18 protein-coding genes are annotated in these 24,583 nt (G+C 67.1%); 8 read left to right on the forward strand and 10 right to left on the reverse strand.

Annotated features, from left to right (window positions below; translation table 11 throughout):
* Positions 1–92: 92 nt before the first annotated feature.
* Positions 93–761 carry a lipoyl(octanoyl) transferase LipB gene (gene lipB / locus ACIQCM_RS00005; protein ID WP_400604228.1) on the reverse strand — a complete coding sequence of 223 codons (669 nt, stop codon included), beginning with the start codon at positions 759–761 and terminating at the stop codon, positions 93–95.
* 138 nt (positions 762–899) lie between these two features.
* Here lipB and ACIQCM_RS00010 point away from each other — a divergent pair, with 138 nt between their 5' ends.
* Positions 900–2,597, forward strand: coding sequence for a serine/threonine protein kinase (locus ACIQCM_RS00010; protein WP_400604226.1), 1,698 nt, complete (start codon positions 900–902; stop codon positions 2,595–2,597).
* Positions 2,598–2,665: 68 nt separating this feature from the next.
* Here ACIQCM_RS00010 and ACIQCM_RS00015 read toward each other — a convergent pair whose 3' ends face one another.
* On the reverse strand, positions 2,666–3,562 hold the full coding sequence (locus ACIQCM_RS00015) for a TIGR01777 family oxidoreductase (protein ID WP_400604225.1): 897 nt from the start codon (positions 3,560–3,562) through the stop codon (positions 2,666–2,668).
* A gap of 72 nt (positions 3,563–3,634) precedes the next feature.
* Here ACIQCM_RS00015 and ACIQCM_RS00020 point away from each other — a divergent pair, with 72 nt between their 5' ends.
* The gene (locus tag ACIQCM_RS00020; protein WP_400604223.1) at positions 3,635–7,093 is read left to right on the forward strand and encodes a S41 family peptidase; all 3,459 of its coding nucleotides are present in this window, start codon (positions 3,635–3,637) and stop codon (positions 7,091–7,093) included.
* A 96-nt stretch (positions 7,094–7,189) separates the two neighbouring features.
* Here ACIQCM_RS00020 and ACIQCM_RS00025 read toward each other — a convergent pair whose 3' ends face one another.
* The 5 genes from ACIQCM_RS00025 to ACIQCM_RS00045 form a co-directional block, all read right to left on the reverse strand.
* Positions 7,190–7,618: an OsmC family protein gene (locus ACIQCM_RS00025; RefSeq protein WP_400604221.1), complete on the reverse strand. Its 429-nt coding sequence runs from the start codon at positions 7,616–7,618 to the stop codon at positions 7,190–7,192.
* 70 nt (positions 7,619–7,688) lie between these two features.
* Positions 7,689–8,039, reverse strand: coding sequence for a hypothetical protein (locus tag ACIQCM_RS00030; RefSeq protein WP_400604220.1), 351 nt, complete (start codon positions 8,037–8,039; stop codon positions 7,689–7,691).
* A gap of 152 nt (positions 8,040–8,191) precedes the next feature.
* On the reverse strand, positions 8,192–9,928 hold the full coding sequence (gene sucB, locus ACIQCM_RS00035) for a 2-oxoglutarate dehydrogenase, E2 component, dihydrolipoamide succinyltransferase (RefSeq protein WP_400604218.1): 1,737 nt from the start codon (positions 9,926–9,928) through the stop codon (positions 8,192–8,194).
* 115 nt (positions 9,929–10,043) lie between these two features.
* Positions 10,044–11,426, reverse strand: coding sequence for a dihydrolipoyl dehydrogenase (lpdA, locus tag ACIQCM_RS00040; protein ID WP_400604216.1), 1,383 nt, complete (start codon positions 11,424–11,426; stop codon positions 10,044–10,046).
* 249 nt (positions 11,427–11,675) lie between these two features.
* Positions 11,676–13,199: a leucyl aminopeptidase gene (locus tag ACIQCM_RS00045; protein ID WP_400604214.1), complete on the reverse strand. Its 1,524-nt coding sequence runs from the start codon at positions 13,197–13,199 to the stop codon at positions 11,676–11,678.
* A 251-nt stretch (positions 13,200–13,450) separates the two neighbouring features.
* On the opposite strand from ACIQCM_RS00045, the gene ACIQCM_RS00050 reads away from it, so the two are divergent.
* The 4 genes from ACIQCM_RS00050 to ACIQCM_RS00065 all read left to right on the forward strand — a co-directional run bounded on the left by ACIQCM_RS00050 (position 13,451) and on the right by ACIQCM_RS00065 (position 18,697).
* Positions 13,451–14,389, forward strand: coding sequence for a proteasome assembly chaperone family protein (locus ACIQCM_RS00050; protein ID WP_400604212.1), 939 nt, complete (start codon positions 13,451–13,453; stop codon positions 14,387–14,389).
* Between the two features lie 60 nt (positions 14,390–14,449).
* Positions 14,450–15,796: a nitrate/nitrite transporter gene (locus tag ACIQCM_RS00055; RefSeq protein WP_400604210.1), complete on the forward strand. Its 1,347-nt coding sequence runs from the start codon at positions 14,450–14,452 to the stop codon at positions 15,794–15,796.
* A 94-nt stretch (positions 15,797–15,890) separates the two neighbouring features.
* Positions 15,891–17,096, forward strand: a complete 1,206-nt coding sequence (locus ACIQCM_RS00060; protein WP_400604208.1) for a DUF4192 domain-containing protein — start codon at positions 15,891–15,893, stop codon at positions 17,094–17,096.
* A gap of 293 nt (positions 17,097–17,389) precedes the next feature.
* Positions 17,390–18,697 (forward strand): RNA polymerase sigma factor, encoded by a 1,308-nt coding sequence (locus ACIQCM_RS00065; protein ID WP_400604206.1) that lies wholly within the window; start codon positions 17,390–17,392, stop codon positions 18,695–18,697.
* A 175-nt stretch (positions 18,698–18,872) separates the two neighbouring features.
* Here ACIQCM_RS00065 and ACIQCM_RS00070 read toward each other — a convergent pair whose 3' ends face one another.
* Positions 18,873–19,094, reverse strand: coding sequence for a hypothetical protein (locus ACIQCM_RS00070; protein ID WP_377215535.1), 222 nt, complete (start codon positions 19,092–19,094; stop codon positions 18,873–18,875).
* A gap of 191 nt (positions 19,095–19,285) precedes the next feature.
* On the opposite strand from ACIQCM_RS00070, the gene ACIQCM_RS00075 reads away from it, so the two are divergent.
* Positions 19,286–21,394 carry a type IIA DNA topoisomerase subunit B gene (locus tag ACIQCM_RS00075; RefSeq protein WP_400604204.1) on the forward strand — a complete coding sequence of 703 codons (2,109 nt, stop codon included), beginning with the start codon at positions 19,286–19,288 and terminating at the stop codon, positions 21,392–21,394.
* Positions 21,395–21,403: 9 nt separating this feature from the next.
* Here the strand turns inward: ACIQCM_RS00075 and ACIQCM_RS00080 are convergent, their stop codons facing one another.
* Both ACIQCM_RS00080 and ACIQCM_RS00085 read right to left on the reverse strand, forming a co-directional pair.
* The gene (locus ACIQCM_RS00080; protein ID WP_400604202.1) at positions 21,404–22,381 is read right to left on the reverse strand and encodes a M56 family metallopeptidase; all 978 of its coding nucleotides are present in this window, start codon (positions 22,379–22,381) and stop codon (positions 21,404–21,406) included.
* Between the two features lie 6 nt (positions 22,382–22,387).
* Entirely contained in the window at positions 22,388–22,771 is a 384-nt protein-coding gene (locus tag ACIQCM_RS00085) for a BlaI/MecI/CopY family transcriptional regulator (protein ID WP_400604200.1), read from the reverse strand.
* Between the two features lie 207 nt (positions 22,772–22,978).
* On the opposite strand from ACIQCM_RS00085, the gene ACIQCM_RS00090 reads away from it, so the two are divergent.
* Positions 22,979–24,583 carry a cytochrome ubiquinol oxidase subunit I gene (locus ACIQCM_RS00090; protein ID WP_400604198.1) on the forward strand — a complete coding sequence of 535 codons (1,605 nt, stop codon included), beginning with the start codon at positions 22,979–22,981 and terminating at the stop codon, positions 24,581–24,583.

The raw sequence follows: 24,583 nt of genomic DNA on the forward strand, positions 1-24,583 counted from the left end.
CTTCGCCTTGATCCACTCCGGCTTCCGCTCCACCGGGACAGCCGCGTTACGCTGCTCAATCCGCAGCATCTTCCGGCCCTCAGGTGCCAATGTCACTGTAAAACTCCTTCAGGGGCGGCCACCAGGGCTTCTTCGTGCTTCTTCAATTCCTCGGCGATCCTGTCGACGAGGTCTGCGGGGGCCACATCCCTGCCCGTTTCGCGGGCAATGGTAGTAACACCTGCGTCGGTGATTCCGCACGCGATGATCTGACCATAGGGGGCAAGATCGTTATTGCAGTTAATGGCAAATCCGTGCATGGTGACGCTCTCGTGGACACGGATCCCGATCGCAGCGATCTTGCGGTCCGGACCATTGGCATCAGCCTTGATCCACACTCCGGCCCGGCCCTTGATCCGGTCCGCCTTGATGCCACAGTCCGCCAGGACGGCGATGATCACCGCTTCGAGTCGCTCCACATAGTCACGGATCCCGGCGCGGTTCTTAAGTTTGATGATCGGGTAGCCCACCAGCTGGCCGGGGCCGTGCCAGGTGAGTTTGCCGCCGCGGTCCACGGGGACCACGGGTGTGCCGTCAAAAGGCCGTTCATGGTCCTCTGTCCGTTTGCCGGCTGTATACACGGCTGCGTGTTCCAGGAGGAGGACTGTGCTCGGGGCTTCGCCAGCCACCACTTTGGCGTGGAGTTCGCTTTGGATTTCCCAACCACGGGTGTAGTCGATGAAATCAGGGGCAAGACCGAGCTGTGAAAACTCAAGAGTCATGACTTCAAGCTTAGACCCCCCAGCGTATGGCGCCCGGTTTAGTGCTTAAACTCACCGTGGCCGCGCACTTTACTACGCCGGTCCTGCAGCCTGTGGATAACTTCTGCAGGCGGCCGGGAATTCCGCTAGACATAAGGCATGGATGATGCAAAGGCTCCGGAGGTTCCCGGATTCAGCGTTGACCGGTTGCTGGGGCGGGGCAGCAGCGCCACTGTATGGCTGGTGCGCCAGGAGCAGACAGGACTCAGGTTCGCCATGAAGTGCTTTGACGGCGGTGCCCCGCTTCAGGGTGCCGGGGAAGCTCTTCCGGAGTCATTAACCGCGGACGGGATCCGGCGCGAAATCCGTATACTCTCTGTCCTGGAACACCCTCACCTGGTACGGGCTCACGAGGCGGTCACGGTGATGGATTCCTGCGGTGAACGCCAGGCGCTGCTGATGGATTACGCCTCCGGCGGTTCGCTGGCCTCGCTCGTGTCCGCCCGCGGACAGCTGACCGTGGGGGAGGTGGTCACCGTCCTCACGCCACTCGCGCAGGTCCTTGGCTACCTGCACGGGAAGGGCATGACCCATTCGGACGTCTCACCGGGGAACGTACTGTTCACCGGGCAGGGCAAACCGTTGCTTGCCGATCTCGGTATTGCGCGCATGGTGGGGGAGCCCGGCGGGGGCGCAGGGCACGGCACACCTGGGTTTACGGATCCGGTGCCGGTGGATGCGGTGCGGGCGGGCCTTCACCCCGAGGGCGATGTCTACGCGGCTGCTGCCGTGGGCTGGTTTTGCCTGACCGGCAGCGCACCTCCGCGATCCGCGGTGCGCCCGCCGCTCAGCCTGCTGCGTCCTGAGGTGCCCAGGGAACTGGCCGTGGCCCTGGAATCGGGGTTGAACGAAGACCGCCGGTCACGGCCCTCAGCGACGGAACTTGCCACGGCCATCTTCCGGAGCGCCTCGCCGTTGCCGCTGGACCTCGCTCCGGCGGTCCACCCCACCGTGATCCCCGAGTTGCTGACGCGCCGGCATGTCCCGGCTAGGCGAACCAGCGTGCTGCGGGGGCGATTCGAAGGAATGACCAGGACGTTCACCGCGAGGTTTCCCGGGCAGGACCGCCGTCCGCCGCGAATGCCATTTCCCGCAGCAGGACCTGCCACAGCACCCGTCCGAGGAAGGCACGCCGCGGAACAGCAGGCCCCCCGGGAGCGTGGCCGCGGCGCGGGACGTGCGTCAGGGCTCACCGGCGTGCGGCCATGGGTTGTGGGCATGCTTGGGTTGACGGCCGCCGCCGGCTGGTGGCTCTCCGGCGGAGCGGCGGCGCCACAAGGCGCCCCGGCATCGATCCCCGGCGCCGTGCCGTCGCCGGGGACGGGAATGCCGGAGGAACCAAAGAGGGCCGCAGGCGCCGCGGAAGATAAGGCCATCGCGGAACTGGAGGCGGCCAGGAAGCTTGCGTCAGCGTCGGATCCCTCGGAAGCTGTCCTTGGGCTGGCAGCACTCCGCAGCCTGGCCTTCAGCCTGGGCCGGCCTGAACTGCTGGACGAAGTCAACCGGGCCGGTTCACCCGCGGACGCTGCGGACCGGAAGACGGCACATCGGCTGATGGCCTTGGACACGGCCCTTACGGGCTTTACGACAGCTCTTTCCGCGGTCAGCACCGAAGCCGGCGCCACCGGGACGCGGGCCATAGTCCAGGTGAAGTCCAGAACAACGGCTTACGAGGAACGGGATGCCGCCGGAGCGGTGGTGGGCGTGGGCCCGGCAGGCCGGCCGCAGTCACTGAGGCTGGTGCTGGTCTCCGACGCCGGAAGCTGGCGGGTCAGCGAGGTCCTTTCCGGCCCTTGACCCCGGGACGCAGCTGACTTGCAACCGCGCCCAATCCCGCCGCGGGCACACAGCGCACCTGGCTCCCGTCATCCCTTCCGATTGGCAACCCACGCGGCTGCGGATTCCACGTCCGGGTGCTCCCACTGGAATCCTTGCCTGGCGAGTACGCCCGGCTCCATGCGTTGGCTGGCCAGCAGGAGTTCTTCGGCGAGGTCGCGCATGAGCAGCCGCAGTACCGGAGCGGGGACGCGCAGCGCGGCCGGCCGGTGGAGTGCCCGTCCCAAGGCGCGGACCAGCGTGTTGACGTCGGCCTGTTCCGGGGCGCAGAGGTTTACGGGGCCGCTCACGGGTGCGGTGAGCAGGAACAGGAACGCCGCGGAGACATCCGGCAGCGTCACCCACGGCCAGTATTGCCGGCCGTTCCCCAACGGTCCTCCTACTCCTGCCCGCAGCAGGGGCATCAGCCGGCCCAGCGCTCCGCCGGAACGGCTGAGTACCACGCCGGTCCTGGGGGTCACCACGCGGACTCCAACGGGAGCGGACGCTGCCGCCGCTTCCCACTCGCGGCAGATCCGGGCCAGGGTCCCGGTTCCCGGCGGCGAGGTTTCGCGCAGGACCGTAGATCCGCCGTCGCCGTAGTATCCGGAGCCCGACTGGCTGAGGAACACCGGCGGGGGCGAATCAAGGCGGTGCATCGCCGCCGCCAGGGTCCGGGTGGGTCCAATGCGCGAGTTGAACAGCTCGGCCACCCGCTTGCGCGTCCACGGCCAGTCCCCGATGCCCGCACCGGAGAGGTTCACGACGGCGTCCGCGCCCTGGAGGGCCGTAGCGTCGAGCCGCCCTGCCGCCGGGTCCCACTCAATTTCCGCCGGGCCGGCCGGCTTCCCGCGGACGAGTCGGACGACGTCGTGTCCTGCGTCCCGGAAGGTATGGGACATGTGGGTGCCGAGAAGGCCGGAGGCGCCGGCAATGACGATGCGCATGGTCCATCCCATCACGTTGGGGGCGCAGCCGCGGACGCCGCCGGGCCCGGAGCGGTTGACTATGATCGTACGATGACCTCTTCGAGCTACTTCCGTTTCCCGCATCTGCACGGCGATCTGGTCACCTTCGTGGCCGAGGACGACGTGTGGACCGCGCCCCTGGACGGGGGACGTGCATGGCGTGTCTCCGCGCTGCAGCTTCCCGCACGCAACCCCCGTTTCACCCCGGACGGCAAGCGGCTGGTGTGGACGGTCGTCCAGGGCGCCGCTCCCGAGGTTGTTTCCGCCGAGGTCGACGGCGGCGGGTACCGCCAGCTGACCTATTTCGGCCATGCCACCACCCGGGTGAAGGGCTTCACTGCGAAAGGCGACGTGGTGGTGACCAGCGCCTTTCGCCAAGCGGAAAGCCGGCACACCCATGCGTACAGCGTCCCTGTCGACGGAGGCTCGGCAGAGGAACTGCCGTTCGGGCCCGTCGAGTCCGTGGCCTTCGGCCCGGAATTAGGGGACGAACGCCCGGTGGTGCTGGCCAGCGTGCTCTCGCGCGAGCCGGCCTGGTGGAAGCGCTACCGCGGCGGCACCGCCGGGAAGCTCTGGCTTGATGCGGACGGAAACGGGGAATTCGAGCGGCTCCTCCCTGAGCTGGAGGGGAACCTCACTGATCCCCTCTGGGTGGACGGCCGCATCGGGTTCCTCTCCGACCACGAAGGGTACGGGAACCTGTATTCGGTGCTGCCGAACGGGCAGGACCTGCGCCGGCACACGGACCACCAGGATTTCTACGTCCGCCATGCGTCCACGGACGGAAAGCGCGTGATCTTCGAGTCCGCAGGCGAACTCTGGGTTTTGCCCCACTTGGACGCTGAAGCTGTCCGCCTCGACATTACCCTGGGATCTGCTTCGCAGTCCCGGCGCCCGGCGCTGCTCGACGCCGCACGGCACCTGGGCGACGTCGTCCCGGACACGGCGGGACTGGCCAGTGCCGTCGAATCCCACGGCACGGTCCACTGGGTGCGGCACAAGGACGGCCCCTCCCGGATTATTGAGGCCAGCCCGGGCGTGCGCGCCCGCCTGCCGCGCCCCCTGGGCGATGGCCGGATTGCTTACATAGCGGACCACGGCGGCGAGGAAGCGCTGTACATCAAGGACATTGCGCCCGATCTTCCGTCGGCGGCAACGGCCGTCCGTGCGGCAGCGGCGCCGGCGCCGGCAGGGGATGCGGTGCCGCTGCCGCGGCCCGTCCCGGCTGCCGGATCCGCCGTCACCGCGGCCCCCGTCGTTCCCGTGCCAGATGAGCAACGGGCCGACGTGGCGCCCGGCGACTCCGCTGGCGCAGCGGCAGCCCAGCAGAGCCCATCCCGGGGCCAGCGGATTGCGTTCCCAGGGCCCTCGCGTGCCAGCGCACTGGAGGCCAGCCCCGACGGCCAGTGGATTGCCGTAGGAACCACCTTTGGTGAGGTCTTCCTGGCCAACACCGGAACCGGCGAACTCGGCCTGCGGGCCAGCATCGGTGAGGGGACGGTGTCCGACCTTGCCTGGTCCGCCGATTCGCGCTGGCTGGCGTGGTCGGAGCCGGTGACTTCCTTCGGCTCGCGCAGCCGGCTGCGGCTGGTGGACGCCACCGCCCCGGACAGCGCACCCGTGGATGTTACGGACGGGCGCTTCCGGGACGCCTCCCCGGCGTTCACCCCGGACGGCAAGTTCCTGGCGTTCCTGTCCAACCGGAGCTTCGACCCCGTGTACGACGGGCACTCGTTCGATCTCTCTTTCCCCACTCCCATCAAGCCCTACCTCGTGGCGCTGGCCGCGGACACGCCCTCGCCCTTTGGCCCGGACGTGGACCCCGCCGGGGTAGCGCACCCGGAGAAGGCAACGGAGGAGGCCGACGGCGGTGTGGCGCCGGCCGTGCGGGTCGATGCCGAGGGACTGGCGCACCGGGTCATCACGGTCCCCGTGCCCCAGGGCAACTACACGGCCCTGACGGCCACTGCCGGCGCGCTCCTGTGGCTCGACTGGGCTCTTGCCGGCGTGACCGGCGACGGCAAGGCCAGCCAGGAGGACAAGGATGCCCGCCCGTCGCTGGCGCGCTTCGACCTCGCCCGCCGGAAGCAGACCACCCTGGTGGAGGCGCTGGACAGTTACCGGATCTCCGGCGACGGCGCCACTGTAGTCTTCATCAAGGACAGGCAGGTGACGGCGGTTCCGGCGGACGCGAAGGCGGACGAGGAATCAGGGAAGCTGGTGAAGGTGGACCTTGGCCGCATCCGGGTGATGATGGACCCGGTCAGCGTCTGGGGCCAGGCCTTTGACGAGGCCTGGCGGCTCCAGCGTGACTTCTTCTGGGCTGAGGACATGGCCGGGCAGGACTGGGAGTCGGTCCGGATGCGCTACCGCCCGCTGGTGGACCGGCTGGGTTCCCACGACGACCTGGTGGACCTGCTGTGGGAGCTGCACGGTGAGCTGGGCACGTCCCACGCCTACGTCCGGCCCGCACCCGTGACGGAGAAGGGCAGCCGCGGACAGGGCCGGCTGGGCGCCGACCTGACCCTGACGGCGTCCGGGTGGGAAATCACCCGGATCCTGGCCGGAGAGTCGTCGGATCCCCTCGCAACGTCGCCGCTGACCCGGCCCGGGGTCGGTGCGAAGGCCCGGGACATCCTGCTGGCGATCGACGGCGTCCCGCTCTCCGCAGACGTGACACCGGCCATGCAGCTGGTGGGGGCCGCGGGGCGCGCCGTGGAACTGACCCTGCTCAATGGCCCCTCGCATGGCGATGCTGCAGGCACCCAACGCCGTGTCGCCGTCGTCCCCGTCAAGGACGAAGAACGCCTGCGCTACCAGGAGTGGGTGGCCGGCAACCGCCGGACCGTGCGGGAAGCTTCAGGAGGTACGTTCGGATACCTGCACATCCCGGACATGATGGCCAACGGCTGGGCACAGCTGCACCGCGACCTGGACACCGAGACCGCCCTGGACGGGCTGATCGTGGACGTGCGCCGCAACCGCGGCGGCCACACCTCGCAGCTGGTGGCGGAGCTGATCGGCCGCAAGGTCACCGGGTGGAGCATGCCGCGTGGCGAGAAGCCGCGCACGTACCCGCACCACGCGCCACGTGGGCCAGTGATCATCCTGGCCGATGAGTTTGCCGGTTCGGACGGGGACATCATCACCCAGGTGTCCAAGCTTCGCGGTATCGGTCCCGTCATTGGAACGCGCACCTGGGGCGGTGTGGTGGGCATCGACAACCGGTTTTCCCTCGCCGACGGAACAGGCGTCACCCAGCCGCGCTACGCCACCTGGTTCGGCGGCGGAGTGGGCTGGAGCGTGGAGAACTACGGCGTTGATCCGGACATCGAGGTCATCTTCCCGCCGCATGCCTACGCGGCCGGGCGCGATCCGCAACTGGAGTATGGCATCGGCGCCCTGAAGGAAATGATCCAGGAACTGCCCACGGACCGGCCGCCGGCCCGTGAAGGCTACCGCCTGGTGCGCCCGGCCCCGCTGCCGGCAAGGCCGCACGCGGAGGCATAGCCCCGGGAACGGCAAAGGCCCTGCGGGAACCGGGAGATCCGGTTTCCGCAGGGCCTTTGCCAAACGCAGGAGACGCTGCCGGCGCGGGCACGAAACCTAGGACTGCAGCGTGGCATCCAGCGTGATGTCGATGCTGGCCAACGCGCCGGAAACCGGGCATCCCACCTTGGCGTCCGCGGCGATCTTCTGGAATTCGTCCTCCGAGATGCCGGGGATCCGTGCCGTCATTGTCAGGTGGCTGCCGGTGATGCCGGTGCCGGGGACGAACGTGACGTCAGCTTTGGTGTGGACTTCCTCCGGCGTGTGTCCGGCCTGTGCCAGTGCGTGGCTGAACGCCATGGAGAAGCAGGCCGAGTGGGCGGCCGCGATCAGCTCTTCGGGGCTGGTCTTGCCGCCCGCAGCTTCGGTGCGGGCCTTCCACGTGACGTCGAACGTGCCCAGTCCGGAGCTGTCCAGTGTGGTGCTGCCGGCGCCGTCCATCAGGTTGCCGTTCCAGACCGTGTGTGCGGTACGTACTGCTGCCATGTCCACTCCTTGAATCGATATCCACCGGGCCCCGGCTGGTGCCGGGCCCGCCGCATCCCATCCTAGGCGGTTACTGCCAGATGGTGGCGATCGCGATGTTGAGGAGTGCGAGGCCGCCTACCCCGTGCGCCAGGGCCGCGCTGACCGGTTCGTCCTTCTTGTACTTGCGGCGCCCGATAAAGGCGAGAACGCCTACGGCCAGGGCAATGGCGAACTTGATGCCGAGCTTGAAGTAGTTTGCGTCCATGTCCAAGGCCGGTATCAGGCCCATGAGCACGATCCCCGTGAGCAGCTGGAGCATGGCCCCGTCGAACTGGCGCGGGTGCACGGTCGGCTTCTTCATCTGGCCGATCCAGATGCCGACAATCATGGCCGCGCCGACGATGTGCAGGAAAACCACAATGTTATAGACGATATCCATGGGACCAGTGTAGCCAGTGCTTCTACGCCCGGTAGTAGGCCACGCCCACCGCTACGGGCGCGGTGCCTTCCCAACGCGTTAAGAGCGACGGCGGCCGGGCACCTGGCGGGTTTCCCCGCCAGGCGCCGGACCGCCGTCGTGCAATCAGCCTGTTACAGCCCCAGGTCGGCTTCGAAGGCGCCCTCTTCGAGGCGTGCCTTCAGCGTCTGCAGGAAACGGCCGGCGTCGGCGCCGTCCACCAGGCGGTGGTCGTACGTCAGCGACAGGTACATCATGGACCGGATGGCGATGGAGTCATCGCCGTTTTCGTCAGCAACCACGACGGGGCGCTTGACGATCGCGCCGGTGCCCAGGATGCCCACCTGCGGCTGGTTGATGATCGGGGTGTCGAACAGCGCGCCAACCGAACCGATGTTGGTGATGCTGAACGTGCCGCCTGACAGCTCGTCCGGGCCGATCTTGCCGTCGCGGGTGCGGGAGGCTACGTCGGCGATCTTGCCGGCCAGGCCGGCGAGGTTCAGGCTGCCGGCGTCGGAAATAACCGGCACCAGGAGGCCCTTGTCCGTGTCCACCGCGATCGCCAGGTGCTCGGCGTTGTGGTAGGTGATCTCCTGCTTGTCCTCGTCGTAGGCAGCGTTGAGCTTGGGGTGCTGCTTGAGGGCCTCGGCAACAGCCTTGGCGATGAACGGCAGGAACGTCAGCTTGGTTCCGTTCTGGGCCTGGAAGGAGTTCTTTGCCCGGGCCCGGAGCTTGGCCACCTTGGTCATGTCCACTTCGTGCACCTGGGTCAGCTGCGTGGAGATTTCCAGGGACTCGCGCATGCGGCGGGCGATGACCTGGCGGATGCGGGGTGCCTTCTGGGTGGTACCGCGCAGGGATGACGCTGCGGCGCCGGCTGCTGCCGGCGCGGATGCTGCGGCTGCCGGTGCTGCTGCGGGAGCGGCCTTGGCCTCGGCCGCGGCAATGACGTCCTGCTTGCGGATGCGGCCGCCCACGCCCGTGCCGGAGAGTCCGGCGATATCCACGCCGTGCTGGTTGGCCAGCTTGCGGACCAAGGGAGTAACGTAGCTGGACTCGGTGCCGCCTTCAGCAGCGGCGGCGGGTGCCGGAGCGGCTTTCGGTGCCTCCGCCTTCGGTGCCTCCGCCTTGGGTGCTTCAGGTGCCGGAGCGGGCTTCGGTGCCTCCGTTTGGGGAGCTTCTTCCTTCGGCGCTTCCTCTGCCTTCGGAGCTTCCGTCTTCGGCGCTTCGGCCTTGGGTGCGGCCCCGGAACCGATGACGGCCAGGACGGAGCCCACCTCTGCGGTCTCGTCCTCGTTCACGCGGATTTCCTGAAGGGTGCCGGCCACGGGGGACGGGATCTCGGTGTCAACCTTGTCTGTGGAAACTTCCAGCAGCGGCTCGTCAACCTCTACGGTGTCGCCGACGGCCTTGAGCCAGCGGGTGACGGTGCCTTCGGTGACGCTCTCGCCCAGGGCGGGAAGGGTAACCTCGTGGCTTTCGCCGGACGCTGCCGGGGACTCCTGGGCCGGTGCTTCTTCGGCCGGAGCTTCCTGGGCAGGCGCCTCCTCGGCGGCTGCTTCCGGTGCGGGGGCTTCAGCAGGGGCTTCCTCGACCGGTGCTTCGTCGGCGGGCGCGGCGGAACCACTGCCGGAGCCGTCGCCAATGCGGACCAGGGGAGCGCCCACTTCGGCGGTCTCGTCCTCGGCGACCAGGATTTCCTCGATCACGCCAGCGACAGGAGAGGGGATTTCGGTGTCGACTTTGTCGGTGGAGACCTCGAGCAGCGGCTCGTCCACCTCTACCCGGTCACCTACCTGCTTCAGCCAGCGGGTGACGGTTCCTTCGGTGACGCTCTCACCGAGGGCGGGCAAGTTAACGGATTCAGACATGTCGTCCCCGTTCTCCTTATTGATCTTTAGTGCGGATGGTTGCTGCTTAGGTGGAAGCCTAGTGCACCCGGCATATCGCGCCGGGTGCACCAGGCCCTTTTACTGCTGGGGGATGTCAGCCGTGGAGGGGCTTGCCCGCGAGTGCCAGGTGGGCTTCACCGAGCGACTCGTTCTGGGTGGGGTGGGCGTGCAGCAGCTGTGCCACATCCTCGGGGTAGGCTTCCCAGTTGACGATCAGCTGGGCCTCGCCCACCTGCTCGCCCATGCGGGCGCCGATCATGTGGACGCCCACTACGGGGCCGTTCTTCTGGCGGACCAGCTTGACCAGGCCGGCGGTGCCCAGGATGGAGCTCTTGCCGTTGCCGGCCAGGTTGTATTCCTGCGTCTGGACCTGGTCCTCGCCGAACTTTTCCTTGGCGGCCTTTTCGGTGTAGCCGACGGTGGCGATTTCAGGCTCAGAGTAGGTGACCTTGGGGATGTTGATGTCCTCAACGATGACCGGCTTCAGGCCGGCGATTTCCTCGGCCACGAAGATGCCCTGCTGGTACCCGCGGTGTGCCAGCTGCACGCCGGGCACGATGTCGCCCACGGCGTAGATGTTGCCGACGCCGGTGTGCAGGCGTTCGTTGGTGATGACGAAACCGCGGTCGATCGTGATGCCGGCTTCCTCGTAGCCCAGGTTGGCGGTGACGGGGCCGCGTCCGACGGCGACCAGGAGAAGGTCTGCCTCGAACGTCTTGCCGTCCACCAGGGTGACCTTGACGCCGTCGTCGTTCTGCTCGACGCCCTGGAAGAACACGCCGGTGGAGAACTTGATGCCGCGCTTCTTGAACGCACGCTCGAAGTTCTTGACGATGGTGGCGTCCTCGTTGGGGACCAGGGACGGCAGGCCCTCAACGATGGTGACGTCCACGCCGAACGACTTCCAGACCGAAGCGAATTCGACGCCGATGACGCCGCCGCCCAGGATGATGGCGCTCTTGGGGATGGACTCCATCTTCAGGGCTTCGTCGGAGGTGATGACCTTGCCGCCGATTTCCAGGCCGGGGAGGGTGCGGGAGTAGGAACCCGTGGCCAGGATGATGTTCTTGCCCTTGTAGGCGGTGCCGTCGACCACGATGGTGTCGGTCCCCTGGAGCTTGCCTTCACCTTCGATGACGGTGATGCCCTTGGACTTGATGAGTCCCTGCAGGCCCTTGTACTTGCCGGCGATGATGCCGTCCTTGTATGCATTGACCGCGTTGATGTCGATGCCGTCCAGGGTGACGTTGACGCCGTACTTGGCGGAGTCGCGGGCGTGGTCTGCCAGCTCGGCGGAGTGGAGCAGCGCCTTGGTGGGGATGCAGCCGTTGTGGAGGCAGGTGCCGCCCAGCTTTGCCTTCTCCACGAGGCCGACGGTGAGGCCGAGCTGTACGGCCCGCAGCGCCGCAGCATATCCGCCGCTGCCGCCGCCGAGTACCAGGATGTCGAATTCTTGCGCAGTTGCCTGATCGGCCACTTAGACGCTCCCTCGCGTGAACGATGACGCGGTCCTGCGCATCATCTGGTCTTGGAACCTGAACTGCCGCGATTATGCCAGCAGGCGGGTTTTCTTGCATTTGTGACTACCGTGGTTCACCTTAGCGAACCACTTGTCTATGCTCCACCTTGGCGCCGCTTTTGTGGAGCGCTTGTGTCGAGTGTCACGCGGCGCCGGGGCCGGGAAACCGGGCGGAAGTGCCGCCGGGCTTCCCGGCCCGCGCCGGCGTCAGGCCGCAGTTGCGGCAAGGTCCTCAACGTAGGCCAGCAGCGTGCGGACCGTGCAGCCGGTGCCCTGCTTGTGTGTGTAGCCATAGGGGCTGCCGTTGTTGAAGGACGGGCCCGCGATGTCGATGTGGGCCCAGGGGATCTGTCCGCCCGCTTTGTCCTTGCCAACGAACTCCCGCAGGAAGACCGCAGCGGTCATCATGCCGCCGTGACGTTCGCCGATGTTGGCAAGGTCCGCCACCTGCGAATCCAGGCTGGGCCGCAGTTCTTCCGGCAGCGGCATCGGCCACACGAGTTCGCCCGCGCGGTCCGCGGCGGCCTTGAGGGCTCCGGTGACCTTGTCCGAACCCATGATGCCGGCCGTCCGGTTGCCCAGGGCGATCAGCTGGGCACCCGTGAGGGTTGCGACGTCGATGATGGCGTCCGGGTATTCCTGGCTCGCGGCGACGATGCCGTCCGCCATCACGAGGCGTCCTTCGGCGTCCGTATTAAGGACCTCGACGGTCTTGCCACCGAACATGGTGAGGACGTCGGCGGGGCGCGATGCGGCGCCGGACGGCATGTTCTCTGCGATGCAGAGCCATGCGGTCGCCTTGACCGGCACGCGGAGCCGGGCCAGGGCCAGGACCGTATTGAGGACGACGGCGGCGCCCGCCATGTCGCTCTTCATGTCACCCATGCCCTGGGCCGGCTTGATGGAGATACCGCCGGTGTCGAAGGTGATGCCCTTGCCGACGAACGCCACCTTGGATGCTGCCTTGGCGGGGGAGTATTCCACCTTGACCAGGCGGGGCTGGCGGGCCGAACCCTTGCCCACGCCCATGATGCCGCCGAAGCCTTCCTTTTCAAGCCGTTTTTCGTCCCAGACCGTGACCTTGACGGGCAGCCCCTTCGCGAGCTCACGGGCAGCCTCGGCGAAGGACTCGGGGTACAGGTGGCTCGGCGGCTGGTTGACCAGCGAACGGGTGGCGTTGACCGCCGCGCCCACGACTGCGGCGCGCTCCAGTGCCGCGTCCACCTCTCGGCCGGACAGTTCGGTGAAGATGATCGCGTTGCGGACCGGGTCCTTCAGGCCCTCCCGGGAAGAGCGGAACTCGGTGTAGGCGTAAGCGCCGAGCGCGGCACCTTCGGCAACTGCCGCGACGTCGGCGACGGACGCCGTCGGGAATGTCAGCGTTACGGTGGGCAGGCCGGCCAGTTGCCGGATGGCCGACCCCGCGGCGCGGCGGAGCGCCTCGCCGGTGGCCGCCTCGCCGGCCTCGAGCTTGCCCACGCCGGCGAGGACGAGGATGCCGGCGCCGGTCTCCGGAAGGCCGGGAAGCCGCACCACCTGGTCCGCGGCGCCGGTGACGCCGAGGGCCTTGAGGGAATCGGCCAGGGCCTCGGCGGACTTGGCCGTCAGCGGGTTGTCCAGGAGGACAGGTCCGCCGGCCCCCTGCGCCACCCCGATGACCACTGCGTCGCTGGGCGCCTTCTTCGGGTCCCGCGAGAGGGTACTAAGGTTGATTTCAGTATTTTTGACCACAGGGATGAGTCCTCAATTCTCGACTTCGGTTGGCAGGGAGGCATTTTCGGCTCTCTGCGCAGTGCCCGGATCCTGCCGGTCGGGCACAGTCCGGGGGAGTGCAGGCCGTCGGGCAGCCAATTCCGATCGTAGCCCGTCCGCCCGGCAGGCGCCGGGATTTTTGAGACACGCGACACACGGTGCCCCGGAATGGGCAGCGCCGGATCCGCGTTAAAGACGATGTCCGACTGCGTCCATGAAAGGAACAAGCCGTGCTTGAACGAATTTCCGGCTCCCTGCTGGACCCCGAAGCGCTGTACGCGCGTGACACCGAACTGTTCTACGACCCGTCCCTGCGCGGCCTGGACCTTGTGATGGGCTTTACTGGATTCGCCGACGCCGGGCACGTTGTCAGGCAGATCAATGCCGAGCTGCTCGATTCCCTGGATGCCCGGCCCGTTGCCGTCTTCGATGCTGACCAGCTGATCGACTACCGGTCGCGCCGGCCGCACCTGACGTTCGTCGAGGACCACCTGCAGGACTACCAGGAACCGCGGCTGGCGCTGTACCGGCTGGTGGACGGGCTGGGCAAGCCGTTCCTGCTCCTGGCGGGGTTCGAGCCGGACCTGCAGTGGGAACGGTTTGCCCGGGCGGTGGCCGGCATCGTGGAGCACCTCGACGTCAATCTCGTGGCGTGGATCCATTCCATTCCCATGCCCGTCCCGCACACCCGGCCGGTGGGCGTGACGGTCCACGGCAACCGGCCGGACCTCATCGAGGGAATATCGGTGTGGAAGCCTACCGTGGAGGTTCCCGCCGCCGTGGGCCACATCCTGGAGCTGCGTCTGGCAGAGGCCGGTCGCAGCGTTGCCGGCTACGTCATCCACGTGCCGCATTACCTGGCCGAGGCCGAATACCCCACCGCTGCTGTCGCCGGGCTGGAATACCTGGGCGCGGCGACGTCCCTCATGCTTCCGTCGGACCGGCTCCGCGAAACGGGCCGGGACGTCACCCGGCAGATCGATGAGCAGATGGACGCGTCCGACGACGTCCGCCAGGTGGTCTCGCGACTTGAGGAGCGATACGACGAGAAAGCGGAAGGAACCGTGCGCCGTTCCCTCCTGGCCGACGAGAACGATGAATTGCCCGACGCCGACGTGCTGGGCGCCGCCGTGGAGGCCTATCTGGCGAGGGAAAACCCGCCTGCGTAGCAGGACGCAATAAGCCGTGGCACTGCCGTTCCCGCACCATGGCGCGGGCATAATGAACTGATGACTGCACCCCGCGCCTGGCTCATTTGGACCATCGGCATTTTCGGGTACCTGGTTGCGGTGGCCCAGCGCACCTCCTTCGGCGTGGTGGGTCTCGAAGCCACGGAAAGGTTCCAGGCCGGCGCCTCTGCCATTTCATTCTTCACTGTCCTCCAGCTGCTGGTATACGCCGGGCTGCAGATCCCGGTCGGCCTGCTCGTGGACCGGTTTGGCTCCCGTGCCATGATCGCCGGCGGCGCCGTGCTCATGGGCCTGGGCCAGCTCCAGCTCGCCTTCGCGGACACCGTTCCGGGGGGCGTTGCCGGGCGGGTCCTGGTGGGCGCAGGCGATGCCATGACCTTCATTTCCGTCATCCGGCTGGTCCCCCTGTGGTTCGCTCCCGCCAGGGTTCCGCTGGTGACCCAGCTGACCGGCATGTCCGGCCAGCTGGGCCAGTTGTTCAGCGTCATCCCGTTCGCCTACGTCCTCCATCTGGCGGGGTGGACCGCAGCGTTCCTGATGCTTGCCGGGATGTCCGCGGCCGCCGTCGTGCTTGTCCTGGTGCTCCTGCAGGATGTCCCGCCCGGCACCGCGCGCCCGCAGTCAGGGCAGGGGCTCAAGGCAACCGGCGTTTCGCTGGCCAGGGCATGGGCCCAGCCAGGGACCAGGCTGGGCCTGTGGAGCCACTTCACCATCCAGTTCAGCGGGACGGTGTTTGCCATGACATGGGGGTACCCCTTCCTGATTTCGGGGCAGGGGCTCGACGGCGGAACGGTCGCTGCGCTGATGGCTCTCTATGTGGGGGCCGCCCTCGCCGTGGGGCCGTTCATTGGCCGCTTTGTCTCGCGGCATCCGCTGCGCCGTTCCACGATGGTTCTCCTCATTGCCGGCGGTACGGCCGCTGCCTGGGCGGCTGTCCTGGCGCTGCCGGGGCCGGCGCCCCTCTGGCTGCTGGCCGCGCTGGTGGTGGTGCTGGCCGTGGGCGGCCCGGGTTCCATGATCGGCTTCGACTTTGCCAGGACGTTCAATCCCGCGCACCGCATCGGAACCGCGACCGGAATCGTCAACGTCGGCGGGTTCATCGCCGCCTTGGTAGCCATCTTCCTGATCGGACTGGTGCTGGACATCCTGTATGCCACCGGCTTTTCCGGCGGCATCCTGTATGGGCTGGACCCTTTCCGGATCGCGTTGAGTACCCAGTTCGTCCTCCTGGGATCCGGTGCAGCCGCCATCATTGCATGCCGGCGGAAGGTCCGCAGGCAAATGGCGGAGCAGGGCATTGTGGTCCCGCCCCTGCGCAGCGCCCTGGCCCGGCAGCGCCGCGGGATCCTGGCCCGCCGGCGGCAGGCAGCCCGGTTCGAGGACTGACCGTCCGCGCCTGGCCTGTCCTCCACTGGGCCTTTTGTCCACATAGCCACGGTGCCCCCTCCCGCCGGCTTTGAGCAGCGCGAAAGCTAATGCCATGACAAAGCCCCAGCACCTGAAAGTACGCGGTCCGGAAGACATCCTTGGGTTCATACCCCACTCGCTCGGTTATTGGCCGGCCTCAAGCCTGGTGGCCATGACCATGCAGGGCAGATCCCTGGGCGCGACGCTGCGCGTGGATCTGCCCGGACCGGACGTCCTGGCAGATCCCACCGGTTTCGCCGGTTCCGTCTGCTCCTACCTGCGGGCGGACCGGGATGCCACCGGGACGCTCCTGGCAGTTTTCACGCCCCGGAGCCGGAATTCTGCACCGTGCGGGTACGACGGTCTGCTGGCCCTGCTGCGGGATGTCCTTGGCGATGCGGGGATGCCGGTCCTTGAAGCGTGGTACGTCGGCGAGACGTTCTGGCGGGACGCCCTCTGCCAGGACCTCTCCTGCTGTCCATTGCCCGGACATCCCGTGCAGCAGATCAAGGACAGCACCCTCAATGCCGAGATGGTCTACCTGGGAAGCAGTATCGGCGTGCCTCCGGGAGAGTTGCCGGGTACGGCGCTGCAGGTTCCCGCGGAGTACCGCGAGGAGGTGCTTCAGGCCGAGGCGGCGTGGTCGGCCGACCTGGAACCGCGCCGGGAAAGCAGGGCGCAGTTCCGGGCCGTGCTCCGTACCTGGCTCGAGGTCCTCGCCCGTCCGGCGGGGCCGCCGCTGCGCCAGGTCCCGCAGCGCGACGCCTTCCTGCGGGCCACGCTGCTGGTCCCGGCCTGGCGCGATGCGGTGCTGGTGATGGCAGCGGCCGGAACGGAGGCAGCCGAGGCCGGGGCGGAGCGCTTCGGCTTATTCAGCCGCGGCCAAGACGCGGACGCCGTGGCGCCCGGCGCCGGCGCCGACGCGCTGGACGACTGGCCCGCGGCCGGCAGCGAGACTCCCGGTTACGGCGAGGTGCTGCTGGGTATCGAACCGGCCGTACCGCACTGGGGGCGCATGGAGGCACTCGACGCGGTCCTGGAACAGCTGGCGGCATTCGGCGGGCCCGCGGCCGCCGCCTCCCTGACCGGGCGCGGCTGGATCGCCTGGTGCCGGGGCCGGGGGTCCTACGCCGCCGCCTACTTCAAACAGTCCCTGGAGATCGCTCCCGGGTACAGGCTGGCCGGGCTCCTGCTGGAAATGGCAGGGCGCGGGACGCTCTGCGGCTGGGCGGGGCGGCGGGAGGCGGCATGGCGCAGGTTCGGACCGGACGCTGCCTGACGCCTGCGGGCTGCAGGCGCATGCGCTGGTGCCGGCCGGTGCGGCAGACTTCTTAGCGGCGGGGGAGGCCCCAAGCGGCGAAATCATGAGACAATGGATGCCGAGACCCGGTTGGGTCCGTGTATTGAGTGCCTGGTGGTGTTCCGCAATGGGAACATTATCGCCGCTCCGTCAGTTGTCTCGAGTGACTCTGCCGGGCCGTGGTGGCGCTTGGTTTCCACCACGGACTTGACAGGGTCATAGTGGTGTTGCCCGTATGGTGATTCCACAGACCGCCGCTAGAAAGGTTTTCTGTGACCCCGTCTTCCACGAAGAAGGACCCCGCCGCAAAGGACGAACTGTCCGCTGAGGAGAAGCAGGCTGCTGCCAACGCAAAGCGTGCAGCCACGCGTGCAGCCAATAAGGCTTCCGCCGGACAGGGAGCGGACGAGGGCAAGCGCGAACCGAAGAAGCGCGGGCCCAAGCCCGGAGCCAAGGCTGCCGCCGCAAAGGCCGCCGCCGGGGAAACCGAACCGGATGAGGTCGAGGACGTTGAGGCGGACCTCGACGACATGCCCGTAGACGGCCCCGACGCGGCCGACGACACCGAAGCCGAGGCCGTCAAGGGCGCAGTCGGCAGCGGCAAGGGCTTTGTCTACTCCGACGCCGACGACGACGACGCCCCGGTCCAGCAGGTCATGTCCGCAGGCGCCACCGCGGACCCGGTCAAGGACTACCTGAAGCAGATCGGCAAGGTGGCCCTGCTCAACGCCGAGCAGGAAGTGGACCTGGCGCTGCGCATCGAGGCCGGGCTGTTCGCCGAAGAGAAGATCAACGCTGACGACGGATCCATGGATCCGAAGTACAAGCGCGAGCTGGAATTCATCATCCACGACGGCAAGCGGGCCAAGAACCACCTGCTCGAGGCCAACCTCCGCCTGGTGGTGTCGCTGGCCAAGCGTTACACCGGACGCGGAATGCTGTTCCTGGACCTGATCCAGGAAGGCAACCTCGGCCTGATCCGTGCAGTGGAGAAGTTCGACTACACCAAGGGCTTCAAGTTCTCCACGTACGCCACCTGGTGGATCCGCCAGGCGATCACCCGCGCCATGGCCGATCAGGCCCGCACCATCCGCATCCCGGTGCACATGGTGGAGGTCATCAACAAGCTGGCCCGCGTGCAGCGCCAGATGCTGCAGGACCTGGGCCGCGAACCCACGCCGGAAGAACTGGCTCTCGAACTGGACATGACCCCCGAAAAGGTGGTTGAGGTCCAGAAGTACGGCCGCGAGCCCATCTCGCTGCACACGCCGCTTGGCGAGGACGGCGACTCCGAGTTCGGTGACCTGATCGAGGACTCCGAGGCCGTGGTTCCCGCTGACGCCGTAAGCTTCACGCTGCTGCAGGAGCAGCTGCACTCCGTTCTGGACACCCTGTCCGAGCGCGAAGCCGGCGTGGTGGCCATGCGTTTTGGCCTCACCGACGGACAGCCGAAGACTTTAGACGAAATCGGAAAGGTCTATGGCGTCACCCGCGAGCGGATCCGCCAGATCGAATCGAAGACCATGTCCAAGCTGCGCCACCCGTCGCGTTCACAGGTGCTGCGCGACTACCTGGACTAAGCCGGACGTACCGCAATGCGGGGTCAGTTCCTGCCCGGAAAACCCTTCGGGGAGGGCCGGAGGTGGCCCCGTGTTCGGTTTTAAAGGGAGAGCCGGGACCTGAAGCAGGACAGGCACCCGGCACAGAGAGAAAGGGACCCCGCCGTTTCCGGCAGGGTCCCTTTTCCTGGATAAGCTAGTCGATCTCGACGGTGGCTTTCTCATGCAGCCGGCCCGTCTCGTCGTGCCAGTCGGAGCTCAGCGGCTTGAGCGTGGGCTCCACGGCACGCGCGTGGTGGCCGCAGAAGAGCAGCTCACCCCCGGAGGACTCGAGTACTACCCGGACATATGCCTGGGCCCCGCAACGGTCGCACCGGTCGAGTGCATCAAGTGTGCGGTCTGCCACTGCTGTAGTCATGTCGGCCTCCTTAGTAGATCTGTACGTCTATATAACCAGTATTCGTAACAGATCCATCGCAAGGATGGGGCAAGTTCGCTGTGCGCGTATCTGCAAAGTTTGCTCAAGTTCGGCGCACCCTGCGGGCCGACTATCCTAGAGAAGGCGCTCCCGGCGCCCGCAGTTCCGTCCCCTGAAGGAGTTCATTACCGGTGGCACCCAGCTCTGAGTACACTGCCCGGCACCTGTCCGTTCTGGAGGGACTCGAAGCAGTCCGCAAGCGCCCGGGCATGTACATCGGTTCCACCGACTCCCGCGGCCTCATGCACTGCCTGTGGGAAATCATCGACAACTCCGTGGACGAGGCACTGGCCGGCTTCGGGCATGACATCAAGATCATCCTCCACGCAGACAACTCCGTGGAGATACATGACGACGGCCGCGGCATCCCCATCGACAAGGAACCAAAGACGGGACTCACCGGCGTCGAGGTGGTGTTTACCAAGCTTCACGCCGGTGGAAAGTTCGGCGGCGGGTCCTATACCGCTTCCGGCGGCCTGCACGGCGTGGGTGCCTCCGTGGTGAACGCCCTGTCCGCCCGCCTTGATGTGGAGGTTGACCGAGGCGGCAAGACCTACCGGATGTCTTTCCGGCGAGGGGAGCCCGGCCGATTCAAGGACACCGGTTCTCGGCCCGACCCCGCCGCGCCCTTCACGCCGTTTGTGGACGATTCCGTGCTGGACGTTGTGGGCAAGGCCAAGCGCGGCGTCACCGGCACCCGGATCCGTTACTGGTCTGACCGGCAGATATTCACCCCGGACGCCAGGTTTTCCTACGAAGAGCTCGCCGCCCGTGCCCGCCAGACGTCTTTCCTGGTGCCCGGGCTGAAGCTCACGGTCCGGGACGAGCGCAAGCTGCCGGGGACACCCGGCGAGGCCGGTCCCCACGAGGAAGTCTTCCACCACGACGGAGGCATCTCCGAGTTCGTTGAATTCCTCGCCGCGGATCCCGCCGTCACCGATGTGTGGCGGCTGCACGGCTCCGGAAAGTTCAAGGAGACAGTCCCCGTCCTGGACGAGCGCGGACACAGCCAGCTCGCCGAGGTGGAGCGCGACTGCGAGGTGGACGTGGCACTCCGCTGGGGGATCGGCTACGACAGCGCCGTCCGCAGCTTCGTCAACATCATCTCCACGCCCAAGGGCGGCACCCACCAGTCCGGCTTCGAGCAGGCGCTGGTGAAGACCTTCCGCAAAGCCGTGGAAACCAATGCGCGCAAGCTCAAGGCCGGCAACGACAAGATCGAAAAGGACGATATCTTCGCCGGCCTCACCGCCGTGCTGACCGTGCGGCTGGCCGAGCCGCAGTTCGAGGGCCAGACCAAGGAGATCCTGGGCACCTCTGCCGTGCGTGCCATCGTCGCCAAGGTGGTGGAACGGGAGATCTCGGCCAAGCTGACCTCGTCCAACCGGAATGACAAAGCCCAGTCCGCCCTGCTGCTGGAAAAAATCGTCAGCGAGATGAAGTCCCGCATCTCTGCCAGGGTCCACAAGGAGACCCAGCGGCGCAAGAATGCGCTGGAAACCTCGTCCATGCCCACCAAGCTGGCCGACTGCCGGACGGACGACGTCGAACGTTCTGAGCTGTTCATCGTGGAAGGCGACTCAGCGCTGGGGACGGCCAAGCTGGCCCGGTCCTCGGACTTCCAGGCGCTGCTGCCCATCCGCGGCAAGATCCTCAACGTGCAGAAGGCATCCGTGGGGGACATGCTCTCCAACGCGGAGTGTGCCGCCCTGATCCAGGTGGTGGGCGCAGGCTCCGGCCGCAGTTTTGACATTTCGGCCGCCCGGTACGGCAAGGTGATCCTGATGACCGACGCCGACGTCGACGGCGCCCATATCCGCACCCTGCTGCTGACGCTGTTTTTCCGCTACATGCGTCCCATGATCGACGAGGGCCGGGTCTTCGCCGCGGTTCCTCCGCTGCACCGCGTGGAAGTCATCAACCCTGGCCAGAAGGCCAACGAGATGATTTACACGTACTCCGAGGCGGAGCTGCATACGCTGCTGGCGCGCCTGGTGAAGGAGGGCAAGCGCTACAAAGAGCCGATCCAGCGCTACAAGGGCCTGGGGGAGATGGATGCGGAGCAGCTCGCGGAGACCACCATGGATCCGCGGCACCGTACCCTGCGCAAGGTGGGAATCGACAACGCCAAACAGGCGGAGGAGATTTTCGACCTCCTGATGGGGTCCGACGTGGCCCCGCGCAAGGACTTCATCATCGCCGGAGCCTCCAGCCTGGACCGGGAACGGATCGACGCCTGACGGCCGGGCTCAGGACAAAAGTCCCGGCACCACCAGCAGTGCGGTGGGAAGCGCCAGGAGCAGCAGCGAACCGGACAGGACGAGTCCGCGGACCGGCGCCGGAAGTTCCGGTTCCGAGGAGAGCAGCCGGCTGACCCGGGACGCGGTAGTGCGGGCGGAGTCCGCCCCGGAGGTGCCGGACAGCGCATCGGGCCCGGCAGCTGCCTCCTGGAACCCCTGGTCCTTTGGGCCGGGCCGGGAGCCGCTGGCCACGATGGCGATTGCCTTGATCAGCGTTGCTTTTCCCTCGGTCTTCAAGGCGGCGTCGTCCGCGAGCATCTCGATCAGCGAGCTCACCGATTCCTGGGCCAGCCGGGTGGTGGGGAGCCACGGGAGGGCTTGGCGCCACGCGGCAAACGCCCACAGCAGCAGATGGTGCCGCTGGCTGAGGTGTGCGTTCTCGTGGATCACGACGGCCCGGAGCTCGGCGGGTTCCAGGGCGGCCATCAGTCCGTCCGAAAGCACCGTGACCGAGCGGGCGCCGCCGGGAAGGCAGTAGGCCACCGGGGAATCGTGGTTGATCACCAGGGTTCCGGCATTCTGCCCTGACGGGGAGGCCAGGAGCGCCAGGAGCTCACGGTGCCGCCGGCGCTGGCGCTCAATCCGGTAGTAGGTCAGCAGCAGCGTGAACACCAGGTGCGCGGTGAGCAATGCGGCAGTGGACAGCGCGAAGATGTGCCAGAAGCCCAGGGCGGTGGTGGGCGCGTTGAAAAGGACCATGCCGGTCAGGGCCCGAAGGCCGGCTATGAGGTTCTCGCCTATGGGCTCCAGTCCGTACACCAGCATGGCCCCGATCATGGAGAGCCCGCCCGCGAGCGCGATGGCCTGCCACAGGACCATGGCAGTGAAGGGGGAGCGGGCCGGCCACCGGGCCCGCGACAGCAGGACCGGCACCGGCCACGCCAGGATGATCGCCAGGAGCGCCAGGAGGTACGAGGCCCAGAACATGGGCTGCTAGGAGTGGCCCAGCAGCTTGCGCAGCGTCGCTGCTTCACCCTCGGAGACGGAACCGATGAAGCGGGCCAGCACGGCCTCGCGGTCCGGGGCTGACCCCAGGACCTCGTGCATCAGTTCAGCAGTGTGCTCTTCGCGGCTGGAGACGGCCTGATAGCGGTGCGGGCGTGTGCCGCGTTCGCGCTCCACGAGCCCCTTCTTTTCCAGCCGGGACAGGACGGTCAGCACCGTGGTGACCGCCAGCTCCTTGCCCTCGTGCCCGGCGCCGTCCTGTGCGCCCGAGGTCCGGGCCAACTGGTCCCGAAGGGTGTTGGCCGTGGCTGCTTCCTGGCCCGCCCAGAGCAGGTCCATCACTGCCCGTTCCAGTTCACCAAGACTCGCCATTGCACTTTTCCTTTGTCGTTTTCCCGCGTTACCCGCCATAGAGCCGGTTTACGTGCGGTGCTGCTTCAACTACGCCTACCAATTTACCCCGAAAACGCGCGAGTTTCTACGTCAGGTAGAACACGTGGCGCGTCGTGTTCTACACTCGGTAGAAGTTACTGTTCTACCGCACGTAGAAAAACCCTTCGGCCAACAGTAGGGACCGCCTTGGACGCCTTGGAAATCGCACGCTGGCAATTCGGCATCACCACCGTCTACCACTTCATGATGGTCCCGCTGACCATCGGGCTGGGTCTGGTGGTGGCCGTCATGCAGACCGTCTGGCACCGCACCGGTAACCCGGAGTACCTCCGGATGACCAAATTCTGGGGAAAGCTGTTCCTGATCAACTTCATCATGGGGGTGGCCACCGGCATCGTCCAGGAGTTCCAGTTCGGCATGGCCTGGAGCGAGTACAGCCGGTTTGTGGGGGACGTGTTCGGCGCCCCGTTGGCGCTGGAGGCGCTCCTTGCCTTCTTCGTTGAATCCACGTTCCTGGGGCTGTGGATCTTCGGGTGGAAGCAACTCAAGCCGCAGATCCACCTGGCCTGCCTGTGGGTGGCGGTGGCGGGGTCGATGTTCTCCGCGTACTTCATCATCGTGGCCAACAGCTGGATGCAGCACCCCGTCGGCGTGGAAATGGTGGACGGGCGCCCGGTGATGACCGATGCGTGGGCCGTGTTCACCAACAACACCGCGCTGGTGGCGGTCCCGCACACCCTGTTCGGCGCTCTGGCCGTCGCCGGCGGCTTCCTCCTGGGCATCGCCTGGTACCACCTGTGGCGGAGGCGGCGCGACGGCATCGACACCGTGGATCCGGACGGCATGGTGGTTCCCGGGGCCGCACCACACATCCCTGGCCGCGACCGCACGGACCACCGCGTGTGGATCCGCTCCCTGCGCATCGGCGCCGCGGTGGCGATGATCTCGTTCGCCGGCACCGCCGTCACCGGAGACATCCAAGGCAAGCTGATGTTCGAACAGCAGCCCATGAAGATGGCGGCAGCGGAGGCAGCGTGCCACGACGGCACCGGGTTCTCCGTCCTGAGCATCGGCAACCTGGGCTCGCAGGACTGCGATGACATCGTTGCCGTGGTGGAAGTGCCGGGCATCCTCTCCTTCCTCGCCAAGGGCGACTTCAGCACCGAAGTCCCGGGTGTGAACACGCTCCTGCCGCAGTACCAGGAGAAGTACGGCACGCACCTGCCGGACAACCCCATCTACGGCGATCGCGCCGGCCAGGAAATCGAATACCTGCCGGTCATGGAGGTCACGTACTGGGGCTTCCGGATGATGATCGGGTTTGGAGCCCTCGCGGCCCTGGCCGCACTGGTGGCACTGTGGCTGACGCGGAAGGGCACCGTGCCGCGGTCCCGCTGGCTCATGCGCCTGGCCGTCTTCGGGATCCTGGCACCCTTCGGAGCCAATGCAGCAGGCTGGATCTTCACGGAGATGGGCCGCCAGCCGTTCGTGGTGGCCCCGAACCCGGACCCCAACGGCATCGACCAGGTCTTCATGTTCACGGCCGCGGCAGTATCCCCCGGGGTCTCGGCAGGGGAGCTGCTGGGTTCCCTGGTCACCCTGACCGCCGTCTACGCTGTCCTGCTGGTGGTGGAAGTCAGGCTCCTGGTGAAGTACATCCGCGGCGGAGTTGCCTCGGCCATGCCTGAACTTGCCCACGCCCCCGTGGACGAGAAAGAAGACGCGACACCCGGCGATGACGGACCAGGCGGCACGACGCACGCCGACGACGTCCTGGCCTTCGCCTACTAG

The sequence above is a fragment of the Pseudarthrobacter sp. NPDC092439 genome (assembly GCF_044754945.1).
GTDB lineage: Bacteria > Actinomycetota > Actinomycetes > Actinomycetales > Micrococcaceae > Arthrobacter.